We start from the raw sequence: 18,809 nt of genomic DNA on the forward strand, positions 1-18,809 counted from the left end.
CGAAGGTACATCTGCGTCACCGCGACCCCTTAAGAATGTCCATATCGCGGCGGTCTTTCTTGGTCGGGCGTCCGCCAACCCTATGTTCTAGCGGGTCAATGTACGGATCTCGCGCGGGGGTCAAATCTTCGTATAAGGCTTGGGCTTCTGGCGCGGGACCACGGCGCGCGCCGAGGCCCAGAACTTTGATGATCCGCACTTCGTCATCTTTTGGGAATGTCAGCAGGGCGCCCACGGAAATTGCGCGGCTTGGCTTGGACACGGACGTTCCATCGACCCTGATCCCCCCCGATTTGGCCAGATCAGCAGCCAGCCCGCGCGATTTGAAAAACCGCGCGTGCCAGAGCCATTTATCAAGGCGGAGTGTCGCTGCGCCCGTTTCGCTCAATCGCGCTTAAGCCCAGCCAAGGCCGCGGCGAATGGGTTGTCGGGATCAATCGGCTTTTCTTTCTTCGGTGGTCGTGCCGAAAACGACTGCGTCTTGTTGCCCTGTGCGGGCTTCGCGCCGCGCTTGCCTTTTGGCGGGCCTTTGCGTTGCGGCTTGTCACTTTGTGGACGGCTCGCAGGACGCTTGGGTGCCCACGCGAACGTATAAAACATTTCCATTTCAACAGGGTCGGCACTGGTCTTCTGCGGCACAGGCGCATCAGCGATAGTTTCTGGAACCTCGGCGAGAGTGTCGACGGGACTTTCCGGCGTCGTCTCTGGCGTTGTTTCCAGCAGCGTCTCTGGCGTTGTTTCAACCGGCACATCTGTCGGCACTAGCGCGGGATCGTCACTCACACCATCAAGGCTACCCACTGGCGCGACATCTTGCGCCAGTGCCGGTGCGGTTTTGTCGATGATTGTATTGACAGGCGCAGATACTGGTTCTTTGGTTTGGACCGCAGCGCGTACTTTTTCGCGCTCGCCCTTTTCGGCCTTATAACCAAGACCGCCCATCAGATCGGCGAATTGTTCCAATGTCATGCCAGTAATCGACAGCATATCAGGCGTCGCTTCGAACCCTGCCCGTGTGTTTTGGTCGCGCAGCATGTCGGCCAAACGTTCCAGCATATCGATGCGAATTGCGCGCTGGCCCGCGGCGCGGTACCCCGACATCGCCCAAGCGCCAGCTTCAAGACCCTGCGTCGTCGGAACGGTCACAAGACCCGGCGGCGGGGCTTCTGGAAAGTCCTGCAAGCCTTTGGAAAGAGACCACAAAACCAGACGCAAACGCGTCGGCGCGGGTTTAAGAAGAAGTGGCATAAATACGGTAAACTGGCCAAACCGGATACCGTGTTTGCGCAAAGCGCCACGTGCGTCCTGCTCAAGTGCTTTGACCTCATCAGCGACGTCACCGCGTGGCGCAACACCAAAACTTTCGACCAGCCGAAACGCAAATCCCTTGGCCAATCCGGTCAAGGTCTCGTCGTTTTGCATTTTCTTCATCGGCTCGAACGCGGTCGCAATTTTGCGGTCAATAAAGTGCTGCAAGCGGCGTTGCACCTTTTCGGCAACGTCCGTGCCGGCCTCGTCATCAACAAATGCGACGACTTTCGGTTTCAGCGCATCATCGCCCTTTACCAACTTGCCAACCGCAGCGGATCCCCACATCAATCCACCCTGTTCGGTGAAATCAATTTCTGTGTCCGGTGCATTGTAGAACCGGTCCGCGCGCAAATGGAATTGCGGCGCCAGCGCCTGAATGGACGCGGCGCGAATGGTTTTCGCTTCCTCAGCACTGGCATTCTGGTCCTGACGGAACCTGAAACCTTCAATTTTTCCAACAAACTGTCCTTCGACAGTCACTTCACCAGTCTCGTTTACGTCGGCCACAAGGCCCTCCTTTTGGTTGAGCCGGCGAAGCAAAACACTTGTCCGCCGATCCACAAATCTTGCTGTCAGACGTTCGTGTAATGCGTCCGATAGGCGGTCTTCTACAGCCCGCGTCGTCTCTCGCCAATGACTTTCGTCACCAACCCAGCCTTTGCGCTGCGCCACGTAGGTCCATGTCCGGATATATGCCAGCCGTTTTGAAAGCGCGTCAATGTCACCGTCTGTGCGATCAATGCGGTTGACGCGCCCCACGAGCCATTCGTCAGGGATGCGCCCGGACTGATGCAAAAAGTTGTAGATATCCGTCAAAAGCTGCGCGTGTTCAACGTTGCTGATGCCACGAAAATCAGGGATTCGGCAGACGTCCCACAACAATTGCACTGAAGGCCCATCCGTGGCGCGTGCCGCGACTTCGGCGTCAGCAGACACGGCCTTTAGGGCCCCCAGATCATCGCTTTCACGCACCCGCGACAGCCAAGGATCGTCGGTGCGTTCTTCGAGAGTCTGAATCAAACGACCCACCGATCCGAATTGCAGCCGCGCGTTGCGCCATTGCAGTTTTTTCACGGGTGCGAACTGATTGTTCTGAATTGCTTGAACCACATCATCGTCCAGCGTCGGGGCCTCTCCCGTCACTCCGAACGTGCCTTTGTTCATGAACCGACCCGCGCGGCCGGCGATCTGGGCCAGCTCATTTGGCATCAAATGGCGCATCCGGCGACCATCGTATTTTGTGATACTGGAAAACGCGACGTGGTCGATATCAAGGTTCAGACCCATCCCAATGGCGTCCGTCGCCACCAGATAATCCACATCACCGTTCTGATACATCTCAACCTGCGCGTTGCGCGTGCGCGGGCTCAACGCGCCCATCACGACTGCCGCACCACCCTTTTGGCGGCGCAACAGTTCTGCGATGGCATAGACATTCTCAACCGAAAACCCGACAATTGCCGACCTTGGGGGCATACGGCTAATCTTTTTGGAACCTGAGTAAGTTAGCGTGCTGAACCGTTCGCGTTTTACGAAATCAGCTTCCGGAACCATGGACGCGATCGCACCCCACATGGTTTCAGCGCCCATAAACAATGTCTCGTGCAGCCCGCGCATACGCAACAATCGGTCGGTAAACACATGCCCGCGATCCAGATCGCCGCAGAGTTGGATTTCATCAATCGCGACGAAATCTGCACCAATATCTTGCGGCATCGCCTCAACCGTGCAGACCCAATATTTGGCGCGCGGTGGCACGATGCGTTCTTCGCCCGTGACCAACGCCACGACACTCGGCCCCCGCACGCTGACAATTCTGTCATAAACCTCGCGCGCAAGCAGACGCAGCGGCAGGCCGATCACACCGGTACGGTGCGCCAGCATACGTTCAATCGCGTAGTGGGTCTTGCCCGTGTTCGTCGGGCCCAAAACGGCAGTTACCCGCCCCCGTTGGCTATCTCGGGTGGTCATTTTATATACTCTCTGAAATGGTTTTAGAGCGTTTTGCCCTGAAGTTGGATTTTCAACCGGTCTATCATTGACGCGACTTCTGGATCGGTGGGCACCAACGACGCAATGCGTTGCCACGCCTCAAGCGCGTCCTCTGGCCGCCCGATTTCTTCTAACATAACCGCAACGCCTGTCATCGCCCCGAAATGTCGCGGTTCCAGCACCAAAACCTGTCGCAAATCATCAATCGCCGGCCCGTAAAGCCCCATCTGATAATACGCAGATGCCCGTCCGTTGTAGCCTTCGGCGAAATCCGGCGCATGATCGACTAGGGCGGTAAAATGTTCGACTGCCACATCGGGCGTGCCCGCGCCCATCGCGTCTTCGCCGCGTCGATACAGCAAATCCATCGCCGCAGAGCCTGATTTGCCCCATTCGGTGATAATTTGCCCCTCAATACGGTCCGCCTCGTCCGGCTCAGCCTCAAGCAATTGCTCAAACAACAGGTCCAAACGTTCGGAATCCGCCAAGGATTGGGCACTGGAAGGTGTGGAAAACCATACTCCCAATAAAAGTGCCACCACGATAGATTTGTGCAGATGTTTCTTAATTCCCATAGTGTGAGTGTAGCGCATCATGCGCGAGGCACCAGAGGGCCCTGATCAACAATTCGGGGACCATAACAAAGGACGAGACCACATTATGAACGACGTTATCTCCGAAGCAGTTATCGCATTGAACGCCAAAATGGGCGCAGATGGCTTTGACGGCACCGCAAAATTCGACATTGAGGGCGAAGGCACAATTGTAATCGACGGCGATGGAGCACGCGCATCCGATGACGACGCAGACGTCACACTGTCTGCCGATGCTGAAACGTTCAAGGCGATCCTTGACGGCGAACAAAACCCGACGTCGGCGTTTATGACGGGCAAACTGTCCGTGGATGGCGACATGGGCCTCGCAATGAAACTCGCCGGAGTGTTGAGCTAAAATGTTGAAATCGGCCCCCTACCACGCTGATATCGAAGGACATCCCGACGGGATATGCCACTGGCTGTTGACCGTGGACGGGGTCCGTGTTCGCGTTGGCCACTGGCCTGTCGCCAACGCGAAAGGAACAGTTCTTATCTTTCCTGGCCGCACGGAATACGTGGAAAAATATGGCCGAACCGCGCTGGATTTTGGCAAACGTGGCTATGCTTGCGCCGCAATAGACTGGCGCGGTCAAGGCCTCGCGGATCGATTGTTGGAAAACCACGCCGTGGGCCATGTCGATTCGTTTGAGGACTACCAACTTGATGTGAAAGCGATGCTTGCTCACGTCAAATCCCTCGGCCTGCCGGAACCCTATCATTTGCTCGGCCATTCCATGGGCGGCTGCATCGGGCTGCGATCCTTGTACGAAGGCCTGCCAGTCAAATCCTCTGTCTTTTCCGCGCCCATGTGGGGAATCAAGATGTCTGCCGCGCTGCGTCCCATCGCATGGGGCCTCAGTTCCGTCAGCAAACCACTGGGCTTTTCAGGCCTGCTTGCCCCCGGTCAACAAGCTGAAACCTATGTTTTGCGCGCCACAGCGGAAGACAACGCGCTGACATCGGACGCATCCAGCTTCGATTTATTGCAGCAGCAGCTCATATCGCACCCGGAACTGGCCTTGGGCGGCCCGTCACTGCATTGGCTCAACGAATCGCTGCGTGAAATGCGTCTGCTGGCACAGCGCCCCTCTCTGGATGTGCCCTGTGTGACGTTCCTCGGCACCGAAGAGGCGATTGTTGATCCCGCACGCGTCCATCAGCGGATGGAGCAGTGGCCGCGAGGAGAGCTTGTTGTGCTGGAAAACGGTCGCCACGAAGTGCTGATGGAAATCCCCACAATCCGAAACCAGGTTCTTGACGGTTCCGTAGACCTTTTCAACGCACAAACAACTGAAATTGCCTAAGAAATCTTGTGAATGCCTGTGGCTGCAGCAGCGGCGCCTTGTCGCATCCACGTATATTCTGACGCCACAACAAATCCAGTCATGGCATACCGTGCCCACTGCGCAGCCTTTGCGGCATCGGGCACCCACGACACATAGCCTTTGCCGTTTTCGGCGCAGGCCCGCCCAATCCGCTCCAATGCCATCGGCAAATCGGGGTTGTCCTGTGATCGGTGCCCGTACCCGACCGAAAGATCGGCCGGTCCAGCGAACAACGCATCTATCCCTGTTATTGCTGCGATTTCTTCACAAGCTTCAACGCCTTCGGGTTCTTCAATTTGCGCCATGACGATGGTCTGTGCATCCTGATCCAAAACGTCCGCCATAGCGCGCGTGGCAAAGCCAGCCCAACGCGTCGAGCCAGCGAACCCGTGTCCGCCGCGCCCAAAATGTGCAGCTTTTGCAATCGCTTGCGCCTTTTGCACGCTGTCCACATGCGGCACCACAACTCCCACGGCCCCGGCATCCAACGCCATCAGAATATTCTCGTCAGACCCAGATGAAATCCGCACCAAAGCTGGAAAATCCAGCGCGCGACACACAGCTAGGCAGGCATCCAAACGCCCGCGATCAAACCCGCTATGCTCCCCGTCCAGCACAATAAAATCGAGGCTGGATGTCGCCAAAACCTCGATCACCGTAACCTCGGCGGTTTTCACAAATGTGCTCGCCAATCTCTCTCGTCCCAACACCCGCGCCCGTAAATTTGCCGTCCGCATCGCAGTCTCCCTTGTTGACGCCAAGCGACCACATCACCAACGACAGAACAACCTCCCCGTTCATCTTGGCCAAAAACGGACTTCCATCGCGCGCCACGCGCACTACCATTGAAAAATGGCAGATCTTCTAACTTTCACGCCGGCGGGCATCTATTGCGCGGCAGGCGATTTCCACATCGACCCTTGGTTGCCCGTACCCCGCGCGCTGATCACCCACGGCCATGCGGATCATTCGCGCATCGGCATGGGGTCATATGTTGCCACCGAAAGTGCCGCGCCCGTGATGCGCCACCGTTTGGGTGATGTGCATATCGACACGGTAAAATACGGCGAAACCACCATCCACAACGGCGTAAAAGTATCGTTTCATCCCGCAGGTCACGTCCCCGGATCGGCGCAAATCCGCGTCGAACACAAAGGCGAAGTCTGGGTCGCGTCGGGCGATTATAAAACCGTCGATGACGGGCTGTCAGAGCCTTTTGAACCCATCCCGTGCCATGCCTTCATCACCGAATCGACGTTCGGATTGCCGGTTTTCAACTGGACCCCGCAAGACATTCTGGCAGGTCAGATCAATGACTGGTGGGCCACCAATGCCGCGAACGGAGTGTTCTCACTATTGTCGTGTTACGCCCTCGGCAAGGCGCAGCGGCTGTTGCGGACAGTTGACCCAAGCATCGGCCCGATCCTGACCCATGGCGCCATCGAAAACACCAACCGCATCTTGCGCGCTCAAGGGATCACGCTGCCAGAGACGACGCTGGTGACCCCCGATCTCGACGTCAAAGCGCACAAAGGCGCGCTGGTTCTGGCCACGCCGTCAGCGTTGAATTCAACTTGGGCACGCCGGTTTAAACCTGCCTCAAGTGCCTTCGCGTCCGGCTGGATGGCGATGCGCGGCGTGCGCCGTCGACGGGCGTCGGATCGCGGATTTATCGTTTCGGATCATGCCGATTGGGTCGGGCTGAACAACGCCATCAAAGCGACAGGGGCGGAAAGGATTTTCGTCACCCACGGCTACACATCCGTGTTTTCGCGTTGGTTGTGCGAACAGGGATATGACGCAAAAATTGTACAAACCGAATTTGGCACTGACGCCGACGAAGGGGACGCACAGTGACTGCTTACATACGCAATGAGAATTCCCCATGAAGGACTTCGCAACCCTGTTCACCGCCGTGGATCAGTCCACCAAAACGACAGTCAAAGTCGCCGCAATGGCTGACTTTTTTCGCACAGCTAGCGACAGTGACAAACTCTGGTGCGTGGCCTTGTTTTCCGGTCGCCGCCCACGCCGCGTGATCACCACAAAACTGCTGCGTGAATGGGCAGCCGAACGCGCCGGATTACCGCTGTGGCTGCTTGAGGAATGTTACCCGATTGTCGGTGATCTGGCAGAAACGATCAGCCTGTTCCTGCCACCGTCCGTTGGAACTGAAGATCGATCCCTGACGGAATGGATATTAAATCTAAAACGCCTTTCAACGTTGGATGAGGACGACCGCAAGGCTGGCATCCTCGCCGCGTGGGACGCATTGCCTCAAACCGAGAGTTTTTTGTTCATAAAACTTCTCACTGGTGGGTTCCGCATCGGCGTCAGCCAAAAACTAATGACCCGCGCCTTGGCAATCGCCACCGGCCAAGATGAGGCCGCATTGACCCATAAACTGATGGGCAAATGGACACCAGAAACCGTGACTTGGAACAGCCTGATCGAAGTGGACGACCCAAGCGCGGACCTGTCGCGTCCATACCCGTTTTATCTGGCGTATGGATTGGAAAAAATAGATCGACTTGGTCCTTCAAGCGATTGGTTTATTGACAGGAAATGGGACGGTATACGCGGTCAATTCATCCTGCGCGGTGGGGAACATCACATCTGGTCGCGCGGCGAAGACTTAATGACAGACCGCTTTCCCGAACTTGCACAGCTGCGCGATTGCCTGCCCGATAGAACGGTCATAGATGGCGAACTCTTGGCGTTTCAAAACGATGCACCGATGTCATTTAATGCCCTGCAAAAACGGATCGGCAGAAAGACAGTACCAAAGAAATTGCTGGCAGAGGCGCCCGTGATCTTGATGGCGTACGACCTTCTTGAGTGTGACGGCGTCGATATCAGAAATGAGACCCTAGAAACGCGCCGTAACCTGCTGGAAAAGATACTGAATTCCGTTCCTTCCGACGCACCCATCCGAATTTCACCAGAAGTCACGGGCGACACGTGGGAGGACTTCAGAAAGGAGCGCGCAAAGTCACGTGATCTCAGCGCCGAGGGGTTGATGTTAAAACGGCGCGACAGCCCCTATTTGGCAGGTCGCAAAAAGGGCGATTGGTGGAAATGGAAGATCGATCCGCTGACAGTGGATGCCGTGATGATATACGCACAAGCCGGATCGGGGCGTCGCGCAAACCTGTTCACCGACTTCACCTTTGCGGTCAAAAACGGCAACGATCTTGTCCCCTTCACAAAGGCATATTCAGGGCTAACAGATGCGGAATTTCGCCAAATCACCACTTGGGTCAAACGCAATACAGTGCAGCGTTTCGGCCCCGTTCGATCCGTCCCCGCAGAGCACGTTTTTGAAATCGCGTTTGAAGGCATACAAGCTTCACCGCGACATAAATCAGGCATTGCGTTACGCTTCCCACGCATGCTTCGTTGGCGACAAGACAAACCACTGGATGAAATCAACACCCTTGATGATTTAAAAGAAATGTTGGCGAAGTATGGATAGTTTTGGTCAGTAAACCGGCGCCGCGCAGATGTCCGCCCGCAACATTACTGGCACTACTCCTCGCTTTCTAAGCCCCCAGATCAACTGATTTTCTCTTAATTTCATCTTGGTCAAAAAAACTCTCCCCGAAGGGTCGGCTGGCAAAACACGCCGCGCGCGCCTACATAAGATAAAACCAACAACGAGGCCCCCATGAACACTCCCGCGACCGACCCCCGCACGTTTGACGCCAATTCACCCGCCGCGCCCGATGGCATGCCGTTCGGCGATTTGCCTGAATGGGACCTGACGGATTTATACCCATCGCCCGACGCCAAAGAACTCAAGCGCGACATGGATTGGCTGGAAAATGCCTGTCGCAGTTTTGCCGCTGATCACGAAGGGAAACTGGCCGATCTGGACGCGGAAGAATTGCTCGACGCTGTGAAACGATTTGAACAGATAGACATCATCGCGGGTCGCATCATGTCCTTCGCGGGCCTGCGCTATTACCAACACACAACCGATCCAGAGCGCGGCAAATTCATGTCCGTCATGCAGGACAAAATTACCACCTACACCACTCCGCTGGTCTTTTACGGTCTGGAATTCAACCGCATGGACGACGCCCATGTGGATGGGCTTTTGGCCGCCAACGCCGACCTTGCGCGCTACAAACCGATCTTTGATCGTATGCGGGCGATGAAGCCGCACCAGCTGTCTGATGAGATGGAAAAATTTCTGCACGATCAGTCGGTCGTCGGTGCCACAGCATGGAACAAACTGTTTCACGAAACCATCGCGGCGCTGAAATTTACCGTCGATGGCAAAGAAATGAACATCGAGGGCACGCTGAATTTGCTCAGCGATCAAGACCGCGCCACCCGTGAAAAAGGCTCACGCGAACTGGCACGTGTGTTTGGGGCAAACGTCGGGCTGTTTGCCCGCGTCCACAACACCCTCGCCAAGGAAAAAGAGATTGAGGATCGCTGGCGTGGCATGCCATCCCCGCAAGCGGGCCGCCACCTAGCCAACCATGTGGAACCCGAAGTGGTCGAGGCGCTGCGCAATGCCGTCGTTGACGCCTACCCGCGCCTGAGCCACCGCTACTACGCGCTCAAGGCCAAATGGATGGGCCTTGAGACGATGGAAGTCTGGGACCGCAACGCGCCTCTTCCGATGGAATCAAACCGCACCGTCTCATGGGCCGAAGCCGAAAAAACCGTGATGGACGCCTACGCGGCATTCGATCCACGCATGGCCGACATTGCCAAGCCATTTTTCACCGATGGCTGGATCGATGCAGGCGTCAAAGATGGCAAAGCACCGGGTGCATTCGCGCATCCCACCGTCACCACAGTCCATCCCTATGTCATGCTCAACTACCTCGGGAAACCACGCGATGTCATGACCTTGGCGCATGAATTGGGCCATGGCGTGCATCAGGTTCTGGCGGCCGGACAAGGTGAGTTGCTGTCCTCGACCCCGCTGACCTTGGCGGAAACTGCGTCGGTGTTTGGCGAAATGTTGACCTTCCGCAAACTGTTGGAACAAGCCATAACCCAAGAAGAACGCAAGGTCCTGCTGGCTGGCAAAGTTGAGGATATGATCAACACCGTTGTGCGCCAGATCGCGTTCTACGATTTTGAATGCAAACTGCATGACGCGCGCAGCAACGGTGAACTGACGCCTGACGACATCAACGCGTTGTGGATGTCGGTGCAAGGCGAATCCCTTGGCCCCGTGTTCAACTTCATAGACGGCTATGAAACGTTCTGGGCCTACATCCCGCACTTCGTCCACTCGCCCTTTTACGTCTACGCCTATGCATTTGGTGACGGCCTCGTGAACGCGCTGTACGCGGTCTATGAGGACATGGGCGAGGATTTCAAAGATAAATACTTCGACATGCTCAAGGCAGGCGGATCAAAACACCACAGCGAATTGCTCGCGCCGTTCGGCCTTGACGCATCAGACCCCGCCTTCTGGGCCAAAGGACTGGGCATGATCGAAAGCATGATTGATGAGCTAGAAGCGATGGAAGGCTAAGCCCTTATTTTAGCTGACTGTCTTTGGACCCGCGCCGGTTAATCCCGCCGCGGGTCTTTGCCGCACCGTCACGTTCATTCTGACATTCGATGCACAGTTTGACGCCGACAATCGCCGCGCGACGGGCCTCCGCAATGGGCTCCTCACACTCCGCGCAATGGGTAAAACTCTCCCCCAGCGGGATCTTGCGGGCCTTCATGCGGGCCAATTCATCGTCAAAGGCTTATCCCCTTTGCTCCGGCGGCACCTGATGTAGTGCGAAGCGGCTTGCCAATTTAGAATGTTCTGGTATTGTTCTTCCCATGCCAGCCAGATGGAAAAACGACAAACCCATGTCCCACCCCGCGTTCGACGCCAGGTTTTCTGATGAGGAAGCGTGTTCGCATTATCTGGTGGAACATCGTTGGCCTGAGGGCTTCGTCTGTCCTTCCTGTGGCACCTGCAAGGGCTGGCCGTTAAAGCGAAATCGCGCGACTTGGGAATGTGCCGGTTGCGCACGGCAGACATCCGTGACGGCTGGCACGGTAATGCACAGCAGCCATTTGCCGTTGCGAATTTGGTTTCTTGCCGCGCACATCATCACCAGCCATTCCAACGGCATGTCAGCGCTGCAACTTCAGGCGCAACTTGGCCTTGGCAGCTACAAGACGGGTCGCCATCGTCGCTCGGACCGATGGCGCTTCTCGGCGACCTCCTCTTGCAAAAGCTGCGGCGGTCGATGGTCAACCCTGACCGCAACCCCCTGAAAGACCTTGTCGAAATCGATGAAACAGAGATGCCGTTCCGGTCCCGGCATGATCCCGAGGACCGGCCAAAGGGTGGGCGGAGCCCGGTTGGAAAGATGTTTGTCGTCTGTGCCGTCGAGTTATCAAGTGACGGACATCCGCGCCGTATCAGGATGAAACACATTCCCGACGGCGCGTCAAAGACGCTGCACGGGTTCATTGGTCAGGCTGTAGAGCCTGGCGCTCACATCATCACGGATGGCTGGCTCGGTTACGAAAATCCTCCTGCAAACACGCATGAGGCAAAGGTCGTCAGCGGCAAGAAGGCACACGACATACTCCACTGGGTCCACCGCGTGTTCTCCAACCTAAAAACGTGGGCAAAAGGCGTCTTCCACGGCCTCAGAAAGTGCCATCTACAACGCTATCTCGACGAATTCGTGTTCCGCTGGAACCGACGGCGACACATGCGAAGCGCCTTCGACACGCTGCTGGGGATCGGTGTTGGTCTCGGGCCAGCGACATATCGTGATTTTGTTGAACAGCGCGCCTGAAGGGCCTCGTTCACGGCAAAAGCCACGCCCTATAAACCCACCAGACGTTACAAACTGATCCGATCCGCCTCTAAAGCCACAAGGGCAAGATTCTGCGCCGCGTCAACATGTGGGGCAACCGGACTAAAAGGGATAAGCCTTTCATCGTCAATTGACGCCTCAATCTGTTCAGACACCGCACCATCTTTTGCCCAACCACCGGCCATGAATTAATCCAACTCTGTCCACGGCCAAGGTTTATGTTCAGACGCCGCAGTCTGATACCGTGTCGCCTTGGCGACCCAGATACCCACATCGGTGCCCAATGCGGCGATCCGCTCATTGGGTTGTTTGTCGTTGACCAGCATGATGATAAATTGCAACACGGCCAAAACGCCAATCACTGTATACTCCTGCGCCTGAATTGACCTGACGATTTTGTGCCTGCGATTCACTTCGTCGCATGGCCAAAGGCGGTTCAGTCTGTATTTTGAGTTTATGAGCAAGCAATACAAAACAGTCTCCTTATCCGACGAGCAGCGCATAGCACTTGAAGCGCTTTGCCGCCGCCGCAAAGTTGACGCCCTTGTTTGGAAACGGGCGCGCGCGTTTCTTCTTTTGGACGCAGGAGAAGACGCTGGAACGGTTTGCCGGATTTTGGATATTGGCCCGACAGTTTTGACGGAGTGGCGATTTGCCTTTGCCGGTGCGGGACTATCGTTTTTCGGTCTGAAGGACTACAGCCAGCGTCAGGGTCATTTGTCCGTCGTGCAAGAGCAGGCGGTGAGAGCCCATTTCACCGCGCAGCCTGCCCGCAATGCCGATGAGGTCTGTGCCTATGTTCTAGCCGAGTGCGACCAAAACTACAGCACGTCGGGAGCCGCCAAGCTGATGCGCCGCCTGGGGTTCGCGTATAAGAAACCACAATTGCTGCCTGCACAGGCCGATGAAGCCAAGCAGGCTGCGTTTATTGCCAAATATGAGGCCCTGATGAACGGGTTGGCCGCAGATGAGATGGTTGTCTTTTCGGACGCTGTCCACCCCGAACACCAGAGCCGCCCCGCCCATGGTTGGTTCCCCAAGGGACAAAAGACGGCCCTGAAGGCGACATCAGGGCGCAAGCGGCTCAACATTCAGGGCGCGCTTGACCTTGAGACTTTCCAGTTCACCTTTGTGGAAGGCGAAAAGATCAATGCCCAGACAACCCGACAGATGCTGGAAAAGTTGGAACGCAACAACCAAACCAAGACGGCCATCCACGTCTTTGTCGACAATGCCCGCTATCATCATGCCAAGATACTACAGCCATGGCTGGACAGCCCAGAACGTCGGGTGAAGTTGCATTTCTTGCCAGCATATGCCCCGCACCTCAACCCGATCGAGCGTCTTTGGGGTGTTATGCACAAATGGGTCACCCACAATCGGCACTATGCAACGTTCAACCAATTCACAGAGGCCATTTTCGACTTCTTCCGCAAGACCCTGCCAGAAAAATGGCCAGAGTTCCGCGACACCGTCACCGACAACTTCCGCGTCATATCGCTCAAGGAATACAAAGTGATTTGAGGGGAAAACCTCAGGTCAATTCAGGCGCGGGAGTATACTTGCGAAACTTATCATGATCGAGATCAGGATCATAAAGATCAGCCGCATCAACAGACCTTCCTGAACCGGCTTTTCCGGCTCCCGCCTCGCGGTATTTTCCGGCATCACGTCATCGAACTCATGTGGGTCGGACATGTTTTCTTCTCCTTGTTACTTCGTCAAACTAGCTCGGTAAGGCCGCTGCATAAACCGCATCAATGACACTTTGCGTCGCGCGCGCGTCCTCAAGAGACCACGCATAGGGCGCGCGCGTGCGCACAGACGCGCAAAACGCCTCAACTTGGGTCACATATTGTGCGTAATCTGGCCAGCGTTCAAGCCGCACCGATCCGTCGCTTTGGTGTAATTCCAGCTGCGCCTCGCCGTAGGTTGCGGCATTGAAGGGCGCGCTAAGATGAATACGCCCTTCGCTGCCAAGGAAAGTCATGCGTTGGGTATTGTGCACGTTCATTGCTGTCACCCAGTGGGCCGTAAACCCGTCAAATCTGGCCGAAACACGGGCTGTGACGTCAGCACCGTTCAGATAATCGATGTCTGCATGGGTAATCTCGAGCGGTTCTTGGCCCGTGGCCAGCCGCGTAGACCCAATTGTGTATACGCCAATATCCGGCAGACTGCCGCCGCCCTTGGCAGGATCAAAGCGCACGTTTGTCAGGTCAGGATTGTTTTAACAAAACACCCCGTCCACGTGGCGAAGATCACCAATCGCTCCGTCCGCAATCAGGCGGCGCGCCCGCGCCCACTGGGGGTGATGGGCGATCATAAACGCTTCGGCGGCAACCAGGCCGGTCTCATCACGCAGGGCGATCAGCGGATCAATTTGCGCGGCTTGTAGGCCCACAGGCTTTTCCACCAAGACGTGTTTGCCAGCCCGCAGGGCTTTCATCGCCCATTCGATATGCAAGTGATTGGGCAGCGGAATATACACGACGTCCACATCTGGATCAGCCAAAACCGCGTCGTAGCTGTCATGAACCTGCACTCCTGGTGCAAATCCTTCGAATGTTGCGGCCTTGTCGCGCGATGACGTGCCCAGCGCCACAAGTTGCGCGCCCGTCGCCGCATTAATGGCTGGCCCCATATGTTCGCGCGCAAATTTGCCTGCTCCCAAAATCGCCCAACGCACTGGTTCTGCCATATTGCCCCCCCATTATTCGAAATTGTCTTATCTTCGCATTTGCTTTTGTCGCGTAAATATCCCCGCCGGAGGCATACAACACAAGCAAAAGGCGCCAACCTTGCGGTCAGCGCCCTCATTTAGGCTCGTTATTTTAGGCTGTCGCCAGCATCCCGCGATCTTTGGCCAAAGTCTGCATCTTTTTTTGCAGTTTTTCGAACGCGCGCACTTCGATCTGGCGGATACGTTCGCGGCTGACCGAATACTGCCCACTCAAATCTTCAAGCGTCACAGTCTTTTCAGCCAAACGACGCTGCATCAGAATGTCTTTTTCGCGATCGTTCAGAACCTCCATAGCTTCTGCCATAAGCTCGCGGCGTTGTGTTAACTCATCGCGGGCTTCGTAATCGCCTGCTTGGTCGGCGGATTCATCTTCCAACCAGTCTTGCCATTGCATCGTGCCTTCGCCGTCAGATCCGACAGTGGCGTTCAAGGACGCATCCCCGCCAGACATGCGGCGGTTCATGGAGACAACTTCGGCCTCTGTCACCCCAAGATCAGTGGCAATCCGCTGCACGTTCTCTGGACGCAAATCGCCTTCTTCCAAGGCACCGATGCGGTTCTTGGCTTTGCGCAGATTGAAAAACAGCTTCTTTTGCGCCGATGTCGTGCCGAGTTTGACCATGGACCATGATCGCAGCACATATTCCTGAATAGACGCACGAATCCACCACATCGCGTACGTCGCGAGTCGGAAACCCTTTTCAGGATCAAAGCGTTTCACAGCTTGCATCAGGCCCACATTGGCCTCCGAAATCACTTCGGCCGTTGGCAACCCGTAGCCACGATAGCCCATGGCGATTTTGGCGGCCAGCCGCAGGTGCGACGTCACCATTTTGTGTGCAGCTTCGGTGTCCTCATGGTCCACCCACCGTTTGGCGAGCATGTATTCCTCATCCGGTTCCAGCATTGGAAACTTGCGGATTTCCTGCATGTAGCGGTTCAGGCCTTGTTCTGGCGTTGGCGCCGGAAGATTTGCGTAAGAGCTCATTATGTCCCTCCTCGTAATTATTTGCCGTTATGTTTACGGCCTTAACATCGATATGTGCATGCAATGCGCCCCGTTTCAAGGTTGTCTAGACGTCTTCTCGCTAAATACACTTAAGGATTAATAAATGTTTCGCCAGATATGTGCCAGATATGTATATGTGCACTCACGCACATGGGACCGTATGTTTCAGCCCTCGGCCCTGCCTATTCTTAACCTTGCGTCCCACCTAAGGCGGCAATCAGCCCGACCATATCGGCAGGCATTGGCGCCTCGAACCGCAGCATTTCTTTGCTGACGGGGTGCTGAAACCCCAATGTCGCGGCATGCAGTGCTTGGCGCGGGAACGTGTAGGCCGCGATTCTGCCACCCTCACCCACCGCCTTTTCAGACAATTTGCGCCGGCCTCCATAGGTGGGATCCCCAATCAGACCGTGCCCCGCATGGGTCAGATGCACACGAATTTGGTGCGTGCGTCCGGTTTCCAGCCAACAATCCATCACCGCGGCCACTGCAGGATTGCCCAGCGGCTGCACAACGCGGGCGCGCGTCACAGCGTGGCGGCCATTGTGCCAGATGACCGCCTGTTTCTGGCGGTCATGTTTGTGGCGCGCCAGTTGAGTTTGCAATTTCAGAATATTCCCAGGCTCAAAGCTCGCGCCCTTGATGCCTCGCACGCGCGGATCGTTGGAATCCGGCACACCGTAACAAATGGCGCGGTAGTGGCGTTCGACTGTGTGCGCTTCAAACTGTGCGGCCAGCCTGTGATGCGCACGGTCCGTTTTGGCCACGACCAACAACCCACTGGTTTCCTTGTCGATGCGATGCACGATACCGGGCCGCTTTTCGCCGCCAACACCAGACAGCGCATCGCCGCAGTGATGCAGCAGCGCATTCACCAATGTACCACCCGGCGTGCCGGGGGCAGGATGCACGACCATGCCAGTTGGTTTGTTGATGACGATCAGATCATCGTCTTCAAACACCACATCCAGCGGAATGTTTTCGGGCAAGACGTGGTAGTCGTCCGCAATCTCCACAGATATCTCAACTGTATCGCCTTCAACGGGTCTGGCACGCGGGTCCGTCACCACCGTGCCATTCACCTGCACAGCCCCATCCGCCAGCAAACGCATCAGGCGCGACCGGCTGAGCGACGCATCAAGCGGGACATTCAACGCCAGCGCCTTGTCCATCCGCGCGGGCGGGTTTTCGGCAAGGGTGAACAGAACTGTGGTGGCAGACATGATAGCCTCATTATACGGTTGGTTTGCGTCTTAGTGTGCGCACTTGCCCATGTCACGCCCTCCTGTCCGGTTCCAGTGGACTAGACAATATCATCCTCCGCAAGTTAGCTTTCAGGATGGCCCTGATTCAAAGTCAGAAAACGACACTATGGAGACGGGGTGTTTGCCCTTAACGTTCTGGGAGGAACTTATGAAATATTGTAACTCCCAAGGACCCCATCGGATATCGGGTTTTGTGTTGCCCTTGCGACGTTAGAGCCGAGCGATGATCTGTTGTGGTGATAGGGTGAGTGTTTCGAGGATATTGCCCCCGTGTTTTCTGACCGTCGAGATGACGGATCTGATGTCAGCGAAGACCTGCGCGCCCTCGAGGGTGCGGAAAGTTCCCGAGATTTTCATGCGCAACTTCATCATGCGCAGGTCCCGTTCGGCCTGATTGTTGGTGAAGGGAACTGTGAAGTCCGTAAGGAACCTTAGGACGTCATCACGGTAGTCGCGCAAGCGGACCAGAAGGTTATGGCCTGGCCGCCTGGCTTTTCGGCCTCGCGCACCAGTGCGTCTAGCCAGTGGGTCTTGTCGCTCATGGAAGGCGAGGCCCTCGGTGAGGATCGCCATGTATTTGGTGAGGATGTCGTGGTGAACCGACGTGGGGAGTTCGGTCTCGCCTCGCCCCTGAGCCGCGCACTTGAGCTGATTGGCGCTGTTGAGCAGCACGCTCATCGCGCACGCCCACGGCTCCTTTTCGATTTCTTCGATGGCCTTGAGTTCCCGTAAATGATGCGCCCCGCACAGGGCGTGCGCGTCCACCCCACTCATATGGGCGTAATAGGACTTCCAGTGGTCATGAACAATTGTCCCGCCGGTCAGGAAGGATGGAACAGCACCGCGCTTGGCGCTGATGCGATAATGCGTGAAGGCGAGATCGCTGATTGAGTGCAGCCAGTGCAGCTTACCATCAACACGAAGTCCGGTCTCATCCAGATGCCGAACGCCGCCTTCATTGAGCCGGGCCAGAATGTGTTCGACGACGCCACCCAAGGTACGCGCTGTGCCGTTCACCCAGTTGGTCACGCTGGCCGCGCATAGGCTGGTGGCACCAAACAAATCACGCAGGAGTTGGCAGACCCGATCCTCGGGGATCAGCTGCTGAACATTGCAGTAGACCGCCGCCGCCCGAATGCGCTTACCGTATTGCACGTGTGCATTCACGCCATCGGGAAAGGTGGCTGTCGTCGTGGCTCGGCAATGGCCACAACAATAAATCGCTGCCTGATGCTCTGTGACCTCCAGACGCGGCACCGGTATGTCATAAACCTGACGCCTCTCCACCGCCTTGATCATCCCAGCCGTCAAGCCATGCTGACAGGTGCCACAGGCCTCAGCCTCATGTCGCTCCACAAAGTCAGGCGTTGCTGTCTGACGTAGGGTGTCGCCTCGGTGGCCAACTTGGCCACCACTTTTCTTACCGGACTTACCACGCAGGCTACGCGGTACCGGTTTCTTCAACCCATCACTCGAAGGCGGCTTGCTGCTATTACTGCTGTTCTTAGCCAACTGACGCCGCAGATCCGCATTCTCTTGCGCCATGCTCGCCAACGCGGCTTCCAACTCGGCGATCCTGCGCAGAGCCGTGGCGAGGAGTTGTTCAAGAGAAGTAACTTGGTCCATTCCACCAATGATTCAGAGAAATCGTCACAGCGCCACGAAATTCAGACCACAACAGAAAATTCATGCGCCTAATGGCCAAGGAGACTCACATCAAAACTGACAAAAACCCGTTATCGGCTGGGGTGCTTGGGAGTTACAA

At 56.2% G+C, this 18,809-nt stretch carries 14 protein-coding genes and 5 pseudogenes; 7 read left to right on the forward strand and 12 right to left on the reverse strand.

Annotated features, from left to right (window positions below; genetic code table 11):
- Nucleotides 1–16 precede the first annotated feature (16 nt).
- The 3 genes from OA238_RS15015 to OA238_RS15025 are packed head-to-tail and all read right to left on the reverse strand — an operon-like array spanning nt 17 to nt 3,899.
- Nucleotides 17–388, reverse strand: coding sequence for an RNA-binding S4 domain-containing protein (locus tag OA238_RS15015; protein ID WP_015495823.1), 372 nt, complete (start codon nt 386–388; stop codon nt 17–19).
- The gene (locus OA238_RS15020) at nt 385–3,282 is read right to left on the reverse strand and encodes a helicase-related protein (protein WP_044036930.1); all 2,898 of its coding nucleotides are present in this window, start codon (nt 3,280–3,282) and stop codon (nt 385–387) included. The genes OA238_RS15015 and OA238_RS15020 overlap by 4 nt, the downstream gene beginning before the upstream one ends.
- Before the next feature lie 23 nt (nt 3,283–3,305).
- Nucleotides 3,306–3,899: a tetratricopeptide repeat protein gene (locus OA238_RS15025; protein WP_015495825.1), complete on the reverse strand. Its 594-nt coding sequence runs from the start codon at nt 3,897–3,899 to the stop codon at nt 3,306–3,308.
- A gap of 64 nt (nt 3,900–3,963) precedes the next feature.
- On the opposite strand from OA238_RS15025, the gene OA238_RS15030 reads away from it, so the two are divergent.
- Complete coding sequence (locus OA238_RS15030) at nt 3,964–4,254, forward strand: SCP2 sterol-binding domain-containing protein (RefSeq protein WP_015495826.1); 291 nt, start codon at nt 3,964–3,966, stop codon at nt 4,252–4,254.
- A gap of 1 nt (nt 4,255) precedes the next feature.
- Nucleotides 4,256–5,203, forward strand: a complete 948-nt coding sequence (locus tag OA238_RS15035) for an alpha/beta hydrolase (protein ID WP_015495827.1) — start codon at nt 4,256–4,258, stop codon at nt 5,201–5,203.
- Here the strand turns inward: OA238_RS15035 and OA238_RS15040 are convergent.
- Nucleotides 5,200–5,961 (reverse strand): HpcH/HpaI aldolase family protein, encoded by a 762-nt coding sequence (locus OA238_RS15040; RefSeq protein WP_015495828.1) that lies wholly within the window; start codon nt 5,959–5,961, stop codon nt 5,200–5,202. The two genes, OA238_RS15035 and OA238_RS15040, sit on opposite strands and share 4 nt — an antisense overlap.
- Before the next feature lie 115 nt (nt 5,962–6,076).
- On the opposite strand from OA238_RS15040, the gene OA238_RS15045 reads away from it, so the two are divergent.
- From OA238_RS15045 to OA238_RS15055, 3 genes are all read left to right on the forward strand, one after another.
- Nucleotides 6,077–7,081 carry a ligase-associated DNA damage response exonuclease gene (locus OA238_RS15045; RefSeq protein ID WP_015495829.1) on the forward strand — a complete coding sequence of 335 codons (1,005 nt, stop codon included), beginning with the start codon at nt 6,077–6,079 and terminating at the stop codon, nt 7,079–7,081.
- Between the two features lie 28 nt (nt 7,082–7,109).
- Entirely contained in the window at nt 7,110–8,699 is a 1,590-nt protein-coding gene (locus tag OA238_RS15050) for an ATP-dependent DNA ligase (protein ID WP_015495830.1), read from the forward strand.
- A gap of 192 nt (nt 8,700–8,891) precedes the next feature.
- Nucleotides 8,892–10,727 carry a M3 family oligoendopeptidase gene (locus OA238_RS15055; protein ID WP_015495831.1) on the forward strand — a complete coding sequence of 612 codons (1,836 nt, stop codon included), beginning with the start codon at nt 8,892–8,894 and terminating at the stop codon, nt 10,725–10,727.
- Between the two features lie 4 nt (nt 10,728–10,731).
- Here the strand turns inward: OA238_RS15055 and OA238_RS15060 are convergent.
- A pseudogene (locus OA238_RS15060) lies at nt 10,732–10,950 on the reverse strand (TraR/DksA family transcriptional regulator); the annotation flags it as partial.
- Nucleotides 10,951–11,029: 79 nt separating this feature from the next.
- Here OA238_RS15060 and OA238_RS15065 point away from each other — a divergent pair.
- A pseudogene (locus OA238_RS15065) lies at nt 11,030–12,006 on the forward strand (IS1595 family transposase).
- Nucleotides 12,007–12,146: 140 nt separating this feature from the next.
- Here the strand turns inward: OA238_RS15065 and OA238_RS33905 are convergent.
- Nucleotides 12,147–12,212: pseudogene (locus OA238_RS33905) on the reverse strand (DksA/TraR family C4-type zinc finger protein); the annotation flags it as partial.
- A gap of 3 nt (nt 12,213–12,215) precedes the next feature.
- Nucleotides 12,216–12,392, reverse strand: a pseudogene (locus tag OA238_RS15070) (DUF4389 domain-containing protein); the annotation flags it as partial.
- Nucleotides 12,393–12,483: 91 nt separating this feature from the next.
- Here OA238_RS15070 and OA238_RS15075 point away from each other — a divergent pair.
- On the forward strand, nt 12,484–13,551 hold the full coding sequence (locus OA238_RS15075; RefSeq protein WP_015493922.1) for an IS630 family transposase: 1,068 nt from the start codon (nt 12,484–12,486) through the stop codon (nt 13,549–13,551).
- A 15-nt stretch (nt 13,552–13,566) separates the two neighbouring features.
- Here the strand turns inward: OA238_RS15075 and OA238_RS31860 are convergent, their stop codons facing one another.
- The 5 genes and pseudogenes from OA238_RS31860 to tnpC all read right to left on the reverse strand — a co-directional run bounded on the left by OA238_RS31860 (nt 13,567) and on the right by tnpC (nt 18,670).
- Entirely contained in the window at nt 13,567–13,725 is a 159-nt protein-coding gene (locus OA238_RS31860) for a hypothetical protein (protein WP_187293057.1), read from the reverse strand.
- Nucleotides 13,726–13,753: 28 nt separating this feature from the next.
- Nucleotides 13,754–14,728 (reverse strand): annotated as a pseudogene (locus OA238_RS15080) (Gfo/Idh/MocA family protein).
- A gap of 133 nt (nt 14,729–14,861) precedes the next feature.
- On the reverse strand, nt 14,862–15,758 hold the full coding sequence (gene rpoH, locus OA238_RS15085; protein ID WP_015495832.1) for an RNA polymerase sigma factor RpoH: 897 nt from the start codon (nt 15,756–15,758) through the stop codon (nt 14,862–14,864).
- A 209-nt stretch (nt 15,759–15,967) separates the two neighbouring features.
- Nucleotides 15,968–17,002, reverse strand: coding sequence for an RluA family pseudouridine synthase (locus OA238_RS15090; protein WP_015495833.1), 1,035 nt, complete (start codon nt 17,000–17,002; stop codon nt 15,968–15,970).
- Between the two features lie 252 nt (nt 17,003–17,254).
- A complete protein-coding gene (tnpC, locus tag OA238_RS15095) occupies nt 17,255–18,670 on the reverse strand; it encodes an IS66 family transposase (protein ID WP_015495834.1) in 1,416 nt (471 codons plus the stop codon).
- Nucleotides 18,671–18,809: the final 139 nt, after the last annotated feature.

It is taken from the genome of Octadecabacter arcticus 238, assembly GCF_000155735.2.
Lineage (GTDB): Bacteria > Pseudomonadota > Alphaproteobacteria > Rhodobacterales > Rhodobacteraceae > Octadecabacter > Octadecabacter arcticus.

What these genes read in the sequence shown, in the direction of transcription:
- OA238_RS15020 (WP_044036930.1), bottom strand. Translation starts at nt 3,282, where the DNA reads ATGACCACCCGAGATAGCCAACGGGGGCGGGTAACTGCCGTTTTGGGC.
- OA238_RS15025 (WP_015495825.1), bottom strand. Translation starts at nt 3,899, where the DNA reads ATGATGCGCTACACTCACACTATGGGAATTAAGAAACATCTGCACAAA.
- OA238_RS15030 (WP_015495826.1), top strand. Translation starts at nt 3,964, where the DNA reads ATGAACGACGTTATCTCCGAAGCAGTTATCGCATTGAACGCCAAAATG.
- OA238_RS15035 (WP_015495827.1), top strand. Translation starts at nt 4,256, where the DNA reads ATGTTGAAATCGGCCCCCTACCACGCTGATATCGAAGGACATCCCGAC.
- OA238_RS15040 (WP_015495828.1), bottom strand. Translation starts at nt 5,961, where the DNA reads ATGCGGACGGCAAATTTACGGGCGCGGGTGTTGGGACGAGAGAGATTG.
- OA238_RS15045 (WP_015495829.1), top strand. Translation starts at nt 6,077, where the DNA reads ATGGCAGATCTTCTAACTTTCACGCCGGCGGGCATCTATTGCGCGGCA.
- OA238_RS15050 (WP_015495830.1), top strand. Translation starts at nt 7,110, where the DNA reads ATGAAGGACTTCGCAACCCTGTTCACCGCCGTGGATCAGTCCACCAAA.
- OA238_RS15055 (WP_015495831.1), top strand. Translation starts at nt 8,892, where the DNA reads ATGAACACTCCCGCGACCGACCCCCGCACGTTTGACGCCAATTCACCC.
- OA238_RS15075 (WP_015493922.1), top strand. Translation starts at nt 12,484, where the DNA reads ATGAGCAAGCAATACAAAACAGTCTCCTTATCCGACGAGCAGCGCATA.
- OA238_RS31860 (WP_187293057.1), bottom strand. Translation starts at nt 13,725, where the DNA reads ATGTCCGACCCACATGAGTTCGATGACGTGATGCCGGAAAATACCGCG.
- rpoH (WP_015495832.1), bottom strand. Translation starts at nt 15,758, where the DNA reads ATGAGCTCTTACGCAAATCTTCCGGCGCCAACGCCAGAACAAGGCCTG.
- OA238_RS15090 (WP_015495833.1), bottom strand. Translation starts at nt 17,002, where the DNA reads ATGTCTGCCACCACAGTTCTGTTCACCCTTGCCGAAAACCCGCCCGCG.
- tnpC (WP_015495834.1), bottom strand. Translation starts at nt 18,670, where the DNA reads ATGGACCAAGTTACTTCTCTTGAACAACTCCTCGCCACGGCTCTGCGC.